Below are 16,809 nucleotides of genomic sequence, written 5' to 3'. Positions count from 1 at the left end.
TGGCTCAATCGTACTGATACAACTCTAAATCTTCAATCAAATGGATTAATTTTTGGGCATATTTTTTGTCGGTAGCATAACCTGCTTTGGACAAACCATGTGCCCAATCGGTATAATTGCCAGCTCCAAATTTTTTCAAGCCCCGATACCGCGCTCCTTGCAGCAACATACTGTGCGAACGAAAACTTTCCCAGGCTGAGGGAAAAACCCTGAAAAAATCCTTGTGCGAATCATCAGTAAAATTGCGGCAGTGCCCCCGGCCACATGTTCGAGAGAAGCACTTGATCCCAAAGTGGTTGTTGGCTTGAGCAGACAGTGGGCTTTCTCCCGCGTCACTTTCCAATAAGCCCTGAGCCAGGGTAATGCTGGTTGGAATGCCGTATTTTGCTTGTTCACTCTTCGCAATGTCAGCAAAACGTTGCACGTAGGCCAATTGCTTTTGGCGTTTGGCCTGGCGCTTGGTAGCGGGTTCAAACACCTCGTCTTGATCTGGAAAACTTACATTTTGAAAGGTGTTGGCCAATTCTCCCAGGGAATTGGTACGCGTGATGGTCGCAGCCCCTCGCCCGGGTGGGCGGCTCTCGACGGTTTTAGAAGCAGCCGAGGAGCGAGGCACAGCTGCCTCACCCTCGCTGCTAAAAGAGAGCATAGAAACGTTCATAGGATGTAATGGCTCTTTAGTGTTGGTGGTATTTTGGGTACTGGGTGTTGAACCTGGGCTCAGGCTTTGAATCTGTACCATGGGCTCTGCACTGTTCAATTGTAGGTTCACGCTGAGTTCACGTGAACTGAAGCCATATACCGCAATTGAGCAAAGGGCAGTTTGAAACCAATAACGATTCACTGCTCGGCGCAAATCGCGATGGGTTTGTTGTAATTTGGATTTTACCACAGTCAGGTGATCAAGTTTAAAAGCTTTCATAGTTTTATGTTTTGGCAACTGTATAATCAGGTCTTGTTTCAAAAACAACAATGCAAATAAAATAAAAACTTTTTGTTTTGTCAAACAAAAAATACTTTTTGTTTTTTATTTTTCATTAACCCCTGATACAACCTCCCGAGGCCACGATTGCTCTTTAAGTGTTGTGACCTTGTCACAGAATCTGCGTTTAATAATTGGGAGAGTTGCGTACTCCGTCTAACTTTGCACCTTAAATTTTGAAATCTGCTAAGGAAATGAAAAAAATCACATTGGCTCTTGTAGCATTGCTTGCCGTATTCGGTTCAGTTTCAGCTCAAAAGTATGGACACCTCAACTATGGCAATTTGCTGAATGCCATGCCTGCGGTTAAAGACGCAGATAAACAATTGGAAGATTTCCAAAAAGCCTTGGTTGGGAAAGGAGAAGAAATGAGCACCAAGCTCAAGGACGGGTATTTGGCCTATTTGAAGGACCAACAATCCGGCACCGTTTCTCCGGTCAAACTCCAGGAAAAACAAGCCCAATTGGAAGCTGAGCAAACTGCCATTCAATCGTATGAAGAGGCGGTGCGCAAACAGATTTCGGACAAGCGGGAGTTGTTGTTAAAACCAATTCTGGATCGGGTCAACAAAGCAATTGAAGACACAGCCAAAGAAAAAGGCTACACCTTCGTTTTTGACACCAGCTCCTTCAATGCCGTTTTGTTTGCCAAGGACTCGGAGGATTTATTCCCGGTGATCAAAACCAAACTGGGCATCCAATAAGAACGACAACATGCTAAAGGTCACCCCAAGGAAAATTTGGAATGCGGCGAAGGTGCTGAGCTCTTACTACCTCAGTCGCCTGCTCCAAAAGCCAATTCAATGGGGTGTCCCTTTCAGCATTTCTATTGAGCCAACCACGGCTTGTAATTTGCGTTGTCCCGAGTGCCCGAGTGGATTAAGGGCTTTTTCCCGACCCACAGGGAATTTGCGCTCCGATTTTTTTCGAAAAACCATCGATGACCTCCATCGTGACCTGTCTTTTCTCATCTTTTATTTCCAGGGTGAGCCCTACATCAATCCCGATTTTTTGGACATGGTACAGTATGCCTCCCAACGCGGCATCTATACCATCACTTCCACCAACGGTCATTTCCTGAATGAAGAAAACGCCCGCAAGACCATTGAGTCTGGCTTGGATCGGCTGATCATCTCGGTGGACGGCAGCACGCAGGAAGTGTACGAACAATACCGGAAAAGTGGAAAGCTGGAGGTGGTACTCCAGGGTGCCCGCAATGTGGTCAAATGGAAAAAAGAACTGAAGTCCAAAACGCCACACCTGATTTTTCAATTTTTGGTGGTTCGGCCCAACGAGCACCAAATTCCGGAAATTTACAAACTGGCCGAAGAAATCGGGATAGATGAGGTCAAGTTAAAAACGGCCCAGATTTACGATTATGCACAAGGCAACTCGCTTATCCCCATTCAGGATCAATACTCGCGTTATCGGAGGCAAGCCGATGGCAGCTATCGTATCAAAAATCAGTTGCTTAATCACTGTTGGAAATTGTGGCATGCCTGCGTGATCACCTGGGATGGCGTGGTAGTGCCCTGTTGTTTCGACAAAGACGCCAAATACCGCATGGGCAATCTACAGGAGCAATCGCTCCGCGAGGTTTGGCAACAAGAACCCTATCGGGAATTTCGCCAACAACTCCTTAAAGGCCGAGATAAAATTGATATTTGTACCAATTGTACCGAAGGTTGTAAAATTTGGGCATGATGTTGTATTGTTTTTTTCTCCGAATTATATTTGGTGGATTGCAACAATACGGACTAAGAATAGTCGCATCCATTTTTCTGCCCTTTCTAACAACATTTTTCAGCGTTTTTCCCAAAATTTCACTCCGTCATATTTCTGTCATTGTTAAGTAAAGTTTAAAAAAATAAAAAGAAAAAGATTGTATTGTTAGTTGAAAGTCGCGACCTTTATCCTCACGGCGCTGAAATTTCTAGCGTCTTTTCCACTTTGTGCAGTTGAAGTGTAGCATCCTAAGGCTACTAGCGGGATTTTTTCTTGAGAACCACTAGATTAATTATTGCTTTTGGTTTTTTTGATCTGTGTGAACCCTATCGCTTGTTGAAGCACTGCGATCGAGTAATGACGTACATTTGGAATTTTTAAGAGAACACCTTTAACGCATTTTGAGCTTGTGCAGTTGGTGTAGTGCATTACCTGTTGTGAATGTACAGCGTGATTTTTTAAGGGAAGCAATCGAACAGTAAGCAACCATATTTTAAAGAGGCTTTCAAAACTCAGCAAAATGTTATTCAAGATCATCCTGTCTGGTCATCTGGAGTTCGGATCCGACAGAACATTTGAGCTCGCATTAAATATGTTTTTGCAGCGTGCAGAAACGTACTATAAAAACGACATCCTGCTGAAACCCGACGAGGTTTTTATCTCGGAAAAGAGTATGCTCGACATTCCTCGTACCATCATCAATACTGCTGCCGAAAAATCCTGGCGCAATACTGTACATCTCTTGGACACCATGGCCCAATATGCCATCGCTGGCAATATCGGTGCATGGAAACTGGACAATGGGTCGATGGTAGAACATGCCTTCATTGAACCCAAAGGTGACAAATCCGCTGTACAAACCTTTCTGCGTGGTCGTGAACTCCTGACCCAAGGGCAACAAAGTGAAGCCAAAGATGCACTGAGCAGTGCCATTGAAAAATACACCCGCAACGCTTTAGCTTACGAGCGCAGAGGGTACGTCAATTACAAACTGGGCAACGTTGGTGATGCCATGTACGATTTCACCAAGAGTATTGATATTTATCCACATAGCCCCGACGCATACATGGGGCGTGCCATTGTGAATGTGCACCAGAAGAATTACGCTGCCGCTGCTGCTGATTTGGACATGGCCATCAGAACTTCGATTCCACACCAACCGATCCACTGGCGTGCCCGTCGGATGAAGGGGGAGTGCCACGTTGAACTCAATGAGTTTGCCAAGGCGGAATTTGAGCTCAAACTGGTGACCAACAAAACCTTCAAAGCGGAGGACTCCAATGCGGCTTGGCAACCAAGGGCGTATTACAACTACGGTCGGGCCTTGTTTGGCATTGGCAAATACAAAGAGGCTTTCCAGGCTGCCAGCAAAGCGCGCACACTTACTCAGGAACCTTCTGCCGATTTGTTGCAATTCGTGAGTGCAGCTGCCGAAAAAGCAGGTGTCCCTAACTAATTGCAGTACCAGAACCAATGGTGAATCTAGCGGGGAACTGCTACCTCAAGCCCAAGATTTTTGCTTCCATTTCTGACCTAATTGCTGCGGAAAGCACCCGACACGGAGGGCTTAGCCAAGGGGCTTATGCTGCCCTTAATGTGGGCATTTCTACCGAAGACGATCCCGCCATAGTGGCTGAAAACCGCCGTATTTTTTTTCATAGTTTGGGACTTCAGCCAGAACAGGTAGCCAGCTCTTACCAGGTGCATGGCGATGCTGTGCTCAAAGTGGAAGCTCCAGGCCGTACGGATGGCTACGACGCCTTGATCACCCAAGTTCCCAACGTATTTTTAACGGTGACCATCGCCGATTGTACGCCGATTCTCATAGCCGACCCATGCACGCGGGCAGTAGCGGCCATTCATGCAGGGTGGCGGGGTACTGCTGCGGAAATTGTGCACAAAACCCTCTCCCGGATGCAAGAAGAATACGGCAGCAATCCAGCGGATTGTTACGCCTACATTGGCACCTGCATCGATGAATGTTCCTTTGAGGTGAATGCAGATGTAGCCGATCATTTTGCCGCCGAACACAAACGTTGGGATGAAACCTTACAGAAGTATTTTGTGGATTTGAAAGTAGCCAACCGGGCGCAATTACTGGCTGCGGGTGTTCCCGTTGATCAAATTGAAGTGTCGCCGTACTCGACGGTGCTGCACAATGCGCATTTTTATTCGTATCGGAAGGAGATGGGGGTGACGGGGCGGATGGTGAATTTGATTGGGTTTAAAGCAGGAACTCCTTAATCCCTCCCCAATGAAACCGCTCCAAATCATTTTTTTCATCCTCTTGCATCAATCCTTTGCCTTTTCCCAATCCTTCGAAGGTAAACTGACCTATCTGTTTAAAAATATAGAACAGATGATTGACACCAACGTAGTTTTTATTCGAGGAGACTCCATCAGAATTGATCTACCCAGGCGACTCAATGTTTCAACCTACCTCTATTTCGTTAAGCAGAATGTATACCATGCTTACAGCAAACGAGATCAAGCCTATTCGTCCTACCCCATTATCCGACCTGATGCGCCTAAAGAAGTGCTTGCTTATGATTTAAGGGAGAACAAGGACTCAATTACCTTATTCTATCACGAGAAATCTCTAAACCTGACTCTAAATATTGAAACCACCACCAAAGCTTTGTTGAAACTGCATCCCAAGTTGCGCGTTCCCTTCTTTAAAGGCAGAATACTTCGCAAGGGCGCTTAGAATATGGAGAAAAAAAGCGAAAGTACTTTATGAACAATATCGAGACCTTTCCGAATTCGCTTAGAATTTTGCAAAATAACAATGTTTGGGACATGAATACTTTAAAAGCCAACCACGATAGAGTAATAAAAGACTTAAAAACCCACTACAACATCCGCTAAATTTGTAAAACAATAAGGTATCAAGAATGAAAGCGAAACAGCAGGAACTGCTGATCAAAATAATGAATGCAGACGAAGAATCAGGACTCTATGATTCATAGCTTTCGATGCTGAAACTCGAACCTTAAAACGAATACCACAAGTTTAACCACATCCCTTGCTTTTGTCGCAAATATCTACTAAATTTGCGACAAAACAATGAAATAAAAATGCAAAAAAGCATTGAAAAACAAGTGTTTAATAAGATAAAGCATACCCAAATGGGTACACCTTTCTTTGTGGATAGCTTTGCCATGATAGGCAACGCCAAGGCTGTAAACAAAGGTTTGGAACGTTTAGTAAAATCAGGCGAATTGCACCGTGTAGCTACAGGAATTTATGTTCGCCCGGTTATTGACGACTTTATCGGTAAGGTGTTGCCCAGCATTGAAGAAATTGCCACAGCTATTGCCAAACGAGATAAAGCCCGCATTGTTCCCACCGGAGCTTATGCAATGTACAAATTGGGTTTAACGACCCAAGTCCCTTTGAACGTTGTGTATTATACCGACACTTCGGCACGAAAAATAAAAATCGGCAAGCAAACCATTACCTTCAAAAAGGCAAGTTCAAAAAATCTTTCTTTCATTGGCGAAATCAGCAAGTTGTCAATTCAGGCATTGCGGACAATCGGCAAAGACCAAGTAACAGATGAAGAAATAAAACAGATAAGAACCATATTGAAAGATGAAAATCCCAAACATCTGCAACACGATTTACAGTTAGCACCTGTATGGATTAGAAAATTGATCACACCCACAAAAACCGATGCGCCCAGTGAATAAGTTTATACATTTAAAAGAATGGTTTTAGTTGCCCGACGAAACCAAAATCAGGTTGTATGGCGAAACGAGCAGGCAAATTGGTTTACCTTCTTCGTCAGCCGCAGAAAAAGATTGGTGGGTGGTACAAACCTTGGCTACAATTTTTTCAATGGAGTGTGCATCGGCTTTGATTTTCAAAGGCGGAACTTCGTTGAGCAAAGGTTGGAATTTGATACAACGCTTTTCGGAAGACATTGACTTGGCTTTGGACAGAGAATATTTGGGATTCACAGGCGAATTAACCAAAGGCGACATTCGCAGGTTGAGAAGAAAACCGTATCAATTCATCACGGAAACATTTACCGAAGAACTGAAATCCAAGTTTGCTGAATTGGGGTTTAAAGACGTAATGGTAAAGTACCGTGAAGTAGAAAACCACGATCAAGACCCCTTGATTATTGAGATTTACTACAACAAGTTGACGGAAACAGATGCTTATCTGAAACCTGGTGTTTTGGTGGAAGTAGGTAGCCGTTCGTTGAAAGATCCTTTTACACAAAGAACTTTCGGCACATTCGTTTCCGAAATTTATACAGAAAATCTTTTTACGGACAAACCAATAACTATTCCTGTAGTAAATCCTGAACGGACATTTTTAGAGAAGATATTCTTGCTGCACGAAGAATTTCAGAGAGACCCCGAAAAGATAAGGGTAGGACGCCTTAGCCGACATCTGTACGATATTGAAAAACTAAGCCACACGGAATATGCAGAAATAGCACTACAAAATGCTGACCTGTACAAGACCATAGTCGCACACCGTAGCAAGTTCACACCCGTTTCAGGAATTGACTATGCAAAGCATACCCCTGGAAACATTAATTTCATTCCACCAGACACGATTATAAAACAATGGGAGGTAGACTATCAGGAAATGAAAGAGAACATGATTTACGGTCAACCCCTAGACTTTAATGAACTGATAAGCCGACTTACAGCATTACAAAAGAGGATAAACACCATAAGCCAACACTAAAGCAAGCACATTTGCATTTTTCAACCGCACAAAACCGAACAGAAAAATGCAAATGTGCTTGCTTGCCAACAGGTAGACAACAATGAAAAAGAACGAGGTAGAATAAGGGCCTGACTAACCAAGCATCACTTCCCCCCAATCCGATACAACCTCCCCTGATCCGTCACCGCATACAGCGCTCCATCTTTCCCCTGCGTCACATCCCGAAAACGTTGATTTTCTTCCTTCAGCAGGCGCTCTTCGCCCACTACTTTATTGTTCTCAATCACCAAACGTGCAATGTGCATGCCGCTCAAGCAGCCCACAAAAAGGTTGTTTTTCCATTCAGGAATTTGATTGCCGCTGTAAAAAGTCATGCCACTGGGCGATACGACGGGATCCCAATAATACACGGGTTGTTCCATGCCTTCTTTTTGCTGGATTGCATCGCCGATTTTTTTACCACCATACTCGATACCGTAAGTGATGGTAGGCCAGCCGTAGTTTTTCCCTGCACGAACGTGGTTGATTTCATCGCCACCTCTGGGGCCAAACTCGTTGGAGAACAATTCACCAGTAGCTGGCTGAAAGGCCAAACCTTGCACATTTCGGTGGCCATAAGAATACAACTCAGGTCTTGCGTCAGCTTGTCCTGCAAAAGGGTTACCCGCTACTGCTTTGCCATCCTTGGTGATGCGTACAATTTTGCCCAAACCTGAATTCAGTTGCTGTGCCTGCGGACGCGTCACCATGTCGGAACGCTCGCCTGTGCTGACAAAAAGGTTGCCACTTTTGTCAAAAAGAATCCGGCCACCATAATGCAAACTTCCCTTGTGGGCCGGAGTTGCACGGTAGATCACCGTGGCATTCTCGATTTTGCTTTCATCTGCCGAAAGTTTGCCCTTGGCTACCGAAGTATGGGTACCGCCGTCTACACTTTCCGCGAAAACCCAGTACAACATCCGGTTTTGAGCAAAATCAGGGTCAGTGGTAATGCCCAGCAAACCACCTTGGCCGCTGGAGTTCACGGCGGGTAAACCCGTAATCGGCGAGCTCAGTTCACCAGTGGTTTTGGCGATGCGCAAGGTGCCATTTCCTTTTTCGGTGATGATCAACCTGCCATCCGGGAGGCTCGTGATGCCCCAAGGGGAGGATAACGATTCACTGAGTTTTTTGACTTCATATGGCGTTTTGGTTTTTACCCCACCAATTCTCGTTTGACCAGCGAAAGCGGGTTTGTAATCCGAATTCGGGGCGTTGGTCTCCACCGAAGTGGAGGCTTTGTCACTTGCTGTTGTGGCTGGGGTTTGCCCGCATGAAGTAAATGCGATGCTGCCTAGGACCAATAAGAATACTGCAGTTGTTTTCATAAAAGACTTGAATTTATCTAAGGTAACAATAAAAGCGTACACCTTTGTTCGAAGATGAACAATAGTGGCTTGGTAAAGTTGTCATAAACCATTGATAAACAAAATTATAAACCCTTGGCAAGAATTCCCCGGAATATTTATTTTTTCTAAATCCATTTGAAAGTTTTCCTCGTATTTAATGTGGGTAAACCCTAAATCTCCCTGGCACTTTCATTAGATTAAAAATTTTCATATAACTCAAAAACTCTTTTCATGAGAATTAAGTTACCATTGCGCTATTCTGCCCTGCAGAAAGCCTTAGTTACTATTGTCTTGGCTAGTGGTTTGAGCGCACTTTCCGCCTCCAGCCACCGCGAAGCCCCCCTTATTGCCAATGACCCATTGGCGGACAATACCGATCTGTACGTGTTTCGTAGCCCTGATGCCCCCAACACCATTACGGTCATCGCGAACTACATCCCCGCAGAACTACCATTTGGTGGTCCGAACTACTACAATTTTGGCGAAAACATTCGCTATGAAATCCACATCGACAACAACCCAGCAACGCCTGGCGATGACATCATCTATCGCCTTACTTTCCGCCAAACAAATGAAGATCCTACCACATTTTTCAATATCCGCCTGGGTAAACAAAACCTGAAGACGGTTTATACCCTGGAGCGCAGTCTCAACGGTGGGATGAGCTTTCAGACCCTGGAAGCCAATGGTGTAGTTCCTCCCAACAACATTGGACCTCGTTCCATTGAAGGTTCACCAGTGGGTTTAGGGGCGGCCAATTATCAGGCTCTTTTCCAGGCTGCCATTAAGACCGTTTCTACTGGTGAAAAGGTATTCTGTGGCCCGGTAGACGATCCTTTCTATGTCGATTTAGGTGGAGTATTTGATTTGGGCGACGCCCCGAGGCGTGGCAGTAAAGCGCGCGACGGCCTTGCCAAGTACAATGTACATACAATCGCTTTACAAATCCCCATCAATATCTTGCAAAAGGATGGCAAAAATGTAAACCAGGCTGCCAATATTTTGGACGGTGATTTTGTGATCGGGGTTTGGGCATCAGCCAGCCGTCGGGCAATTCGCACCCTTTCTACGGATGGTAGCGTTCCACGGGATTCTGGTGCATGGGTACAGGTATCCCGCCTGGGTATGCCTTTAACCAATGAAGTAGTTGTTCCGGTTGGGTTCAAAGACCGCTGGAATTTCCTGACGCCTTATCAGGATTTGGATCCAGCCAACCTGGCTATTTATGCTCCATTTTTTTACAATCCGGAGTTGGCTTTGTATATGGACGATTCCCAATTTGGCTCAGCGGTGCCTGCTTTCAGAGCTTTGCGCATCCAGTCCAATTCTTTGGGATCATTTGACTTCCGCAATGGAAAAGATGGCTTGTTCGGATTAAAAGGCCTTGCTGCCCTGGATGGTACAGCCTTGGCCGAAAACGCTTTTGGTGCCTTATTGTTGCCCGCAGCGAAGTCTCCCAGAGCTGTGGATTTGTGGCCAATTTTCTATGTTGGTGTTCCCAATATGCGCCCCTATCAATTGGCAACGGGTAAAAATGGAAATCCTCTGGCGGCAGGCAAACCCTTTATTAACAATTTCTTGCCCAGTGGCGATATGTTGCGCCTGAACATGGCAGTACCACCAACGCCTCGCAATGACCCGAACTTCAGCTCCCTGGGTTTGGTGCAGGCAGCAGTGCTGGGTTTGACCGATACGACTTACAACAAAACTACCGCTATTCAATTCATTCCCAATATGGATGGCTTCCCGAATGGCCGTCGCTTGGAGGATAATGTTACCCGGATTGAATTGCAGGCAGTGGGTGGAGTGGTTCTTGCGGCTGTTGGCTTGTGGTATGATGATTACCTTCCCGGTAAAACCCCTTCACCAGTAACCAACTTATTGCTCAATGTTTTGCAATACTCTACTGGTGTGGAAGCCAACGATGCGCCATTCAGCAACAGTTTTCCATACCTGGCAACGCCTTGGCGGGGAACTGAAGTTGGCCAATAAACCTCAATCCTTTTCCAATTTCATCATGTGAGCAGGCTCACTTTTTCAATTCGTTTAAAATGAAAAAAATAAACATAATTTTAACAATTTGCTTATTAGCGATGCACCTGGCCTTTGCCTCTAGCCACCGCGAAGCGCCTTTGATTGCCCAGGATCCGCTGACGGACAATACGGATTTGTACGCGTTCCGCAGCCCTGATGATCCCAACAGCATCACCATCATTGCTTGTTATGTACCCTTGCAATTGCCCCACGGTGGCCCCAATTATTATGGGTTTGGTGAAAATATTCGCTACGAAATTCACATTGACAACAATACTAATACGGTAGGAGATGACATCATTTATCGCTTTACGTTTAAAAAAGGATTTCAGGATCCCAGTACTTTTTTCGCAATTCGTTTGGGAAAGGAAAACCATAAAACCACCTACACATTGGAAAAAAGTACCAATGGAGGTGCATCTTTCCAAACCATCATCCAAAACGGTATTGTACCGCCTTACAATGTAGGGCCGCGCTCGATTGCTGGTGGGGCTGGCTTAAACAAGTCATACGAATCCTTGTTCAGCGCTGGTGTCCAAAATGCTAGCGGATCGGGTGGAGAGAAGATTTTTTGTGGCCCTACGGATGATCCTTTTTTTGTAGATCTAGGCGGGGTTTTTGATTTGGGGGATTTACCTCGTCAAACCAGTAAAGCACGAGATGGTGTAGCGTGTCTCAATGTTTCAACCATTGCACTGCAGATTCCAATTGCAACTTTGCAAAAAACAGGCAAAGACGTCAGTCAGGCTGCCAATATTCTCGATTCTGACTTTGTGATCGGCGTATGGGCCTCTGCCAGCCGCCAACAGATCAGGACCCTGAATACCAACGCAATGGAGGCTTATTCAGGCAACTGGGTACAGGTATCACGCTTAGGTATGCCTTTGACCAATGAAGCCGTCATTCCAATTGGTCAAAAGGATCGCTGGAATGCAGTATCTCCTTACAGTAGTGCTGAGGCATCCTTCGGGCCTTATTTTTTCAATCCAGAGCTCGCATTGTACATGGATGATAGCCAATTTGGAGGTGCTGTGCCTGCTTTTGCACCTTTGCGAATTCAGAGTAAAGCGTTAGGCACCTATGATTTCCGCAACGGTAAATCCGGTTTATTCGGCCTGAAAGGGAATGCAGCATTGAATGGTACGGCCCTGGATACGGCTATTTTTGGCAAATTATTGCTACCTGCGGATGGTTCACCGCGTGCTGTGGATTTGTGGCCCATTTTCCATACAGGTGTTCCCAATTTGAGGCCTTATCAATTGGCAACTGGCAAAAATGGCAATCCATTAGCAGCAGGTAAACCCTTTATCAACAACTTTTTGCCGAATGGTGGCGACATGCTTCGCCTGAACATGGCGGTGCCAGCTACTCCCCGCAATAGTGCTGACTTCAGCACACTAGGCTTGGTGCAGGCAGCTGTTTTAGGCTTGATCGACCCAAGATTTAATGGCAATTCCAATATCGAACTCATCCCGAATATGGATGGTTTCCCGAATGGTCGTCGCTTGGAGGATGATGTAACCCGAATTGAGTTGCAAGCCGTGGGCGGTATTGTGTTGGCTGCAATCGGTTTGTGGTACGACGATTTTATCCCGGGTACTACCGCGTCGCCAGTAACCCCTAATTTGCTGGGTGTACTCACTTATGATACCAAAATCAATAAAAATGATACCACTTTCAGATCTGGCTTCCCATATGTGCAATTGCCCTGGTCAGGAACTGGCAAATGTTCAGGAGAAGAACGGAACTATACTGCTCCGGCTTTATTGTCACCTACAACCGGGATTTCCGGTTTGAGAACCCAGGATATTTCCATTACCAATTATCCCAACCCATTCGTGGAAAATACCACCTTCAAATACCATTTGCGTACAAAAGCCCAAGTGGCTATTCGCATTTATGACCTGGAGGGTAAACTTCTGCAAACGGTAATGACTAAAAATATGCAGTCTGGTGACTACCAAACCGATTGGAATGGAGCTTCACTTCCGGCGGGCGTGTACATTGCCGAAATCAGCTTAGACGGCCAGACCGCCAGATCGCTGAAAATAATCAAGTCAAAATAAAATAGACATTTGATTATAATTGGAAGGCCTTTTTCAATCCTCAGCTTCTGGTTGAAGAAGGTCTTCCACTTTTATGCCAAATGCTTGGCCATTTTAAGCGCCAAAAGAGTAGAGGGAATTTAGGATAAAATTTCTTGATAATGGATAGCCTGTATAATCTATCAGCTTGATGAAGCTCGCAAATATATTTTCTCCAAAAACTAGGAAAGGTTTTCAACATCATCTAAAGCCCAAACAATTAGTTATACGGACATCACTGTTCAAAATCGAACATTTTTCAATCCTTAGGAAATCCATAAAAATTTAAAAACCAACAACTTACAGACTTGGTATAAAAATTGAGCTAGTACTTTAATGCTCTAAAGAAAACCAACATGTTTCAAAACTATTTCAAACTGATCACCCGCAAGCTCGCCAAACACCGCGACTACGCCCTGCTCAACATTCTCGGGCTGAGCCTGAGTATTGGCTGCAGCATCCTCATTTTTGCACTCATCCAGCACCATACCAATTTTGATACCTACCATCAAAAAGCCGAGCGCACCATGCGGGTGGTGATGGATGTCAAAACGGATGGGTTTTTCCCATTTCCGGGTGCACCAAGCCCCATGGCCAATGCGCTTCGGGAGGAATGTGCCTTTGTAGAAAAAGCGGCCATGGTTTCGGGCGAGGATGAAGTGCTCATTAGCATCGAGAATGCCAAAGGTGGCAAGGATAAATACAAAGAGCAGGCAAAATTTGCCTGGGTTGAACCCACATATTTTGACATCCTTGATCTGCCCCTCTTGCATGGTGACCTAAGGGGACTCGAGCAACCCAACACGGTACTGATCACCGAAAAACTGGCGCTCAAATACTTTGGCAACAGCAATGCCCTTGGCAAAATGCTCCGCAAAGACAATCGCACCGACCTGCGGGTTGCGGGTGTAGTCCAGGATTTGCCCCACAACACCGACTACAAGCACGAAATCCTGGCCTCCTGGGCAACCTTAAAACATGATTCCATTACTGGGATTGGCTTTGATTCCTGGGCTGGCGCACGCGGAGGCACCCATTGTTTTGTCTTGTTGAAGGAAGGACATGCTTTTGCAGAGATGAATCCGGTGATGGCGCGTTTCAGCAAAGACCATCCGCACCCGGAAGTCAAAGACCTATTTAACTACAAGGCTATGCCCATGCTCGGGCTGCACTTCGACAAAAACTACGGCTTTGGCATCGACAAAAAATTCCTTTGGGCCCTGGGCATGATTGGCTTATTTTTGATTTTTACTGCTTGTTTCAATTTTGTCAATATGGCCACCGCACAAGCGCTTACCCGTGGGCGCGAGGTGGGCGTACGCAAGGCGCTGGGCAGTACCAGTGGGCAATTGTTTTGGCAGTTTATTGCCGAGACTGGCCTGATTGTAGCTGTTTCTATCCTGGTCGGCGTAGTGTTGGCCGCCCTGGTGCAACCTTACCTCAATACCTGGCTCAAACAAGACATCATTTTTGATTCCCGTTTGTATTTGTTGTTGGCCGGTTTTACGCTGGTGCTGGGGATTCTGCTCACTTTTCTGGCTGGTTTTTACCCAGGGCTCATGCAGGCAAGATTCAATCCCATTATCTCAATGAAAGGCATGGGGGAAATGCCCAAAAGCGGCACATATTCCTTGCGGCGCATCCTGGTGACCACCCAATTTGGCATTTCGCAGGTGCTGATCATCAGCGCAGCGGTGATCACCGGCCAAATCCACTACGCTCAAAATGCCGATTGGGGATTCCGACCCGGGGCGATCGTGAACCTCCAAATTCCCGATCAAGCCAACATGAAAACCCTGCAAACGCAACTCTTGCAGATTGCCGGGGTGAAAAATGTATCCCTCTGCTACCAGGCACCTGCTGCCAGCGCCAACAGTCAAACTGGAATTGTCTACAACAACCGACCCGAACCCGAGCAGTGGGTGGTCAATGACAAACCCATCGATGCCCGATACCTCGAAACCTTCGACCTGAAACTAGCCGCTGGCCGCAATCTGCAAGCCAGCGATACCGTGCGCGAATTTTTGGTCAATGAAACCTTTGTCAAAAAACTCAATCTGGCCTCGCCGGAGGAAATTTTGAACAAAAACATCCAGGTGGGTGATTTCAAAGCGCCCGTAGTGGGCGTTGTGCGCGATTTTCACAACTGGTCATTCGAGCAGGAAATTTCGGCGATCGCTTTCAGTACTTATGCTCCCGGTTATTACACTTGCGCGGTACAACTCAGTCCAGGCAACCCCGCACCAACCCTAGCCCAAATTCAACAAACCTGGGAAAAACTATACCCGGACCACTACTACGAGCAACGCTTCATGGATGAGGAACTGGGCGAATTCCTGGAAACCGAAACCATGCTCCTGCGCCTGATCCGCATTTTTGCCAGTATCGCCATCTTGATTGGTTGCCTGGGCTTGTATGGTTTAGCTGCATTTATGGTCGCCCAAAAACGCAAGGAAGTGGGCATTCGCAAAACGCTGGGGGCGAGCATCGCTGGCATATTGTGGCTTTTTGGCAAAGAATACTTGCGCCTGATCCTAATTGCTTTTGTAGTGGCGGCCCCACTGGCCTGGTGGGCCATGAATGCCTGGCTGGAGGATTATGTGTACCGCATCAGCATTGGGCTGGGCGTATTTGCGCTATCGCTGTTGAGCACGTTTGCGATTGCGGCGTTGACGGTGGGTTTTCAAAGTGTGAAGGCAGCGTTGGCGAATCCGGTGAAGTCGTTGCGGAGTGAATAAAGTTTTTTAAGGCTAACCGAAAAGTTTAAATACTGTTAGTGCAATACCCAAAATGCTCCTGTAACCCCAGTTTCCTTTCTTTAGGTAAGTTGAAAAAATCTCGTCAATCGCGTTATTGAGGGTTAGATGGATTTGGCTTATATTTATGGGGGGGTGGGAAAAAAGTGCGCATATTTCTGTGTTATCCACAACCAAACCAAAAACCATGAAAAACCTCTTCAATCAAATCAAGAATCACATTGACGATACCGGAAAACTGATTTCAAGCAGTGAAGAAATCAAGAGTTCAATTTTAGCAGCGGAGCAATTAGCCGAGTCGCTGTTAGGATGTACTTTGAATGTTCGAGGAAAGGAATTTATAATTCGAATGTTGGAAATATACTATGGTGGTGTTGGTGACGATGCTCATGATTGGTATAGGACAAGATTTTCGTACAAAACATCGAAGTATAAAGAGCAAACAAGCATTCAAAGCCAAGATGGGTTTAGCGTTTATTTGAGCTCCTTAGATGTCTCGGACACTTACACGAGAATGGACATTGTTGTGGGCCATACCGGAGTTCCAATTAGCTTTTTATTGAGAAGTGCTTGGGACTCGTCATTTAATCTTATTGGCGCTAAGAATGGCAATCCAAACATCGTTTTGAATGCAATTGGATTTAGACCCGAAGACCACGGACAAGCAATAGACATTGAAAATAAAAATGCTGAGCTGTATCTTGAAAATACTCATGAGCAAATTATCAATGACAGAGGCTTTCAAATAAAGAGGCAACGAAGGATAAATCTAAAGTCTGAGTTTGAAGAAAAAAATCAAGTTCAGTGGAATTTAAGTTTGGAATAATTGCCTGTGCAAACAGCACTATCAACACGTCTCTGACGTGTGTTTGCTCAAAATTTCCGCATTGCTCGTGCGGCAGAGAACCGAAAATATGGGTTCAAGTCTCGAGACTTGAACCAGCGTTGATTTAGAGCAGTTGTGAAAAAATCCTGCTATCCACCAGGGGCCGCAGGCAAAATCACTAATAATGCGAATAATGGGTTAAAAGAACGAAAAGAGGAGAGCTGCTGCGATAGCACCAAAGACATGAGCGATCAAACCTTTAGTTGCTCTTACTTTAGCGGCTCTCAGAATATTGGATTTTTCAATTAGCCAATTAAAAAAGCTT

Annotated in this window: 13 protein-coding genes; 11 read left to right on the top strand and 2 right to left on the bottom strand. The window is 45.6% G+C overall.

Annotated elements, in window-relative coordinates:
• Window positions 1–4 precede the first annotated feature (4 nt).
• A complete protein-coding gene (locus ACEW9O_RS12275; RefSeq protein ID WP_373550457.1) occupies window positions 5–922 on the bottom strand; it encodes a glycoside hydrolase family 73 protein in 918 nt (305 codons plus the stop codon).
• Window positions 923–1,176: 254 nt separating this feature from the next.
• On the opposite strand from ACEW9O_RS12275, the gene ACEW9O_RS12270 reads away from it, so the two are divergent.
• The 7 genes from ACEW9O_RS12270 (at window position 1,177) to ACEW9O_RS12240 (ending at window position 7,414) form a co-directional block, all read left to right on the top strand.
• On the top strand, window positions 1,177–1,686 hold the full coding sequence (locus ACEW9O_RS12270; protein WP_373550456.1) for an OmpH family outer membrane protein: 510 nt from the start codon (window positions 1,177–1,179) through the stop codon (window positions 1,684–1,686).
• Between the two features lie 10 nt (window positions 1,687–1,696).
• Complete coding sequence (locus ACEW9O_RS12265) at window positions 1,697–2,686, top strand: radical SAM/SPASM domain-containing protein (RefSeq protein WP_373550455.1); 990 nt, start codon at window positions 1,697–1,699, stop codon at window positions 2,684–2,686.
• A 541-nt stretch (window positions 2,687–3,227) separates the two neighbouring features.
• Window positions 3,228–4,163 (top strand): tetratricopeptide repeat protein, encoded by a 936-nt coding sequence (locus tag ACEW9O_RS12260; RefSeq protein ID WP_373550454.1) that lies wholly within the window; start codon window positions 3,228–3,230, stop codon window positions 4,161–4,163.
• Window positions 4,164–4,180: 17 nt separating this feature from the next.
• Window positions 4,181–4,951 (top strand): peptidoglycan editing factor PgeF, encoded by a 771-nt coding sequence (gene pgeF, locus ACEW9O_RS12255; RefSeq protein ID WP_373550453.1) that lies wholly within the window; start codon window positions 4,181–4,183, stop codon window positions 4,949–4,951.
• Window positions 4,952–4,961: 10 nt separating this feature from the next.
• On the top strand, window positions 4,962–5,414 hold the full coding sequence (locus ACEW9O_RS12250; protein WP_373550452.1) for a hypothetical protein: 453 nt from the start codon (window positions 4,962–4,964) through the stop codon (window positions 5,412–5,414).
• Between the two features lie 370 nt (window positions 5,415–5,784).
• Complete coding sequence (locus ACEW9O_RS12245; RefSeq protein ID WP_373550451.1) at window positions 5,785–6,399, top strand: DUF6088 family protein; 615 nt, start codon at window positions 5,785–5,787, stop codon at window positions 6,397–6,399.
• A gap of 28 nt (window positions 6,400–6,427) precedes the next feature.
• Window positions 6,428–7,414: a nucleotidyl transferase AbiEii/AbiGii toxin family protein gene (locus tag ACEW9O_RS12240; RefSeq protein ID WP_373550450.1), complete on the top strand. Its 987-nt coding sequence runs from the start codon at window positions 6,428–6,430 to the stop codon at window positions 7,412–7,414.
• 125 nt (window positions 7,415–7,539) lie between these two features.
• Here the strand turns inward: ACEW9O_RS12240 and ACEW9O_RS12235 are convergent, their stop codons facing one another.
• Window positions 7,540–8,763: a PQQ-dependent sugar dehydrogenase gene (locus ACEW9O_RS12235; protein WP_373550449.1), complete on the bottom strand. Its 1,224-nt coding sequence runs from the start codon at window positions 8,761–8,763 to the stop codon at window positions 7,540–7,542.
• Window positions 8,764–9,015: 252 nt separating this feature from the next.
• On the opposite strand from ACEW9O_RS12235, the gene ACEW9O_RS12230 reads away from it, so the two are divergent.
• From ACEW9O_RS12230 to ACEW9O_RS12215, 4 genes are all read left to right on the top strand, one after another.
• Window positions 9,016–10,776 carry a DUF4331 domain-containing protein gene (locus ACEW9O_RS12230; RefSeq protein WP_373550448.1) on the top strand — a complete coding sequence of 587 codons (1,761 nt, stop codon included), beginning with the start codon at window positions 9,016–9,018 and terminating at the stop codon, window positions 10,774–10,776.
• 101 nt (window positions 10,777–10,877) lie between these two features.
• Entirely contained in the window at window positions 10,878–12,884 is a 2,007-nt protein-coding gene (locus ACEW9O_RS12225; protein WP_373550447.1) for a DUF4331 family protein, read from the top strand.
• 374 nt (window positions 12,885–13,258) lie between these two features.
• The gene (locus ACEW9O_RS12220) at window positions 13,259–15,640 is read left to right on the top strand and encodes an ABC transporter permease (protein WP_373550446.1); all 2,382 of its coding nucleotides are present in this window, start codon (window positions 13,259–13,261) and stop codon (window positions 15,638–15,640) included.
• 205 nt (window positions 15,641–15,845) lie between these two features.
• On the top strand, window positions 15,846–16,484 hold the full coding sequence (locus ACEW9O_RS12215; protein ID WP_373550445.1) for a hypothetical protein: 639 nt from the start codon (window positions 15,846–15,848) through the stop codon (window positions 16,482–16,484).
• Window positions 16,485–16,809: the final 325 nt, after the last annotated feature.

Origin of the sequence: Haliscomenobacter sp., from assembly GCF_041740695.1 — a bacterium.
In the GTDB taxonomy this organism is placed as follows: domain Bacteria; phylum Bacteroidota; class Bacteroidia; order Chitinophagales; family Saprospiraceae; genus Haliscomenobacter.
This window is presented reverse-complemented; position numbering and strand designations above follow the sequence as displayed.

Coding starts and splice junctions, on each gene's coding strand:
- ACEW9O_RS12215 (WP_373550445.1), top strand. CDS start 15,846: ATGAAAAACCTCTTCAATCAAATCAAGAATCACATTGACGATACCGGA.
- ACEW9O_RS12265 (WP_373550455.1), top strand. CDS start 1,697: ATGCTAAAGGTCACCCCAAGGAAAATTTGGAATGCGGCGAAGGTGCTG.
- ACEW9O_RS12275 (WP_373550457.1), bottom strand. CDS start 922: ATGAAAGCTTTTAAACTTGATCACCTGACTGTGGTAAAATCCAAATTA.
- ACEW9O_RS12235 (WP_373550449.1), bottom strand. CDS start 8,763: ATGAAAACAACTGCAGTATTCTTATTGGTCCTAGGCAGCATCGCATTT.
- ACEW9O_RS12230 (WP_373550448.1), top strand. CDS start 9,016: ATGAGAATTAAGTTACCATTGCGCTATTCTGCCCTGCAGAAAGCCTTA.
- ACEW9O_RS12225 (WP_373550447.1), top strand. CDS start 10,878: ATGCACCTGGCCTTTGCCTCTAGCCACCGCGAAGCGCCTTTGATTGCC.
- ACEW9O_RS12220 (WP_373550446.1), top strand. CDS start 13,259: ATGTTTCAAAACTATTTCAAACTGATCACCCGCAAGCTCGCCAAACAC.
- ACEW9O_RS12250 (WP_373550452.1), top strand. CDS start 4,962: ATGAAACCGCTCCAAATCATTTTTTTCATCCTCTTGCATCAATCCTTT.
- ACEW9O_RS12245 (WP_373550451.1), top strand. CDS start 5,785: ATGCAAAAAAGCATTGAAAAACAAGTGTTTAATAAGATAAAGCATACC.
- pgeF (WP_373550453.1), top strand. CDS start 4,181: ATGGTGAATCTAGCGGGGAACTGCTACCTCAAGCCCAAGATTTTTGCT.
- ACEW9O_RS12260 (WP_373550454.1), top strand. CDS start 3,228: ATGTTATTCAAGATCATCCTGTCTGGTCATCTGGAGTTCGGATCCGAC.
- ACEW9O_RS12270 (WP_373550456.1), top strand. CDS start 1,177: ATGAAAAAAATCACATTGGCTCTTGTAGCATTGCTTGCCGTATTCGGT.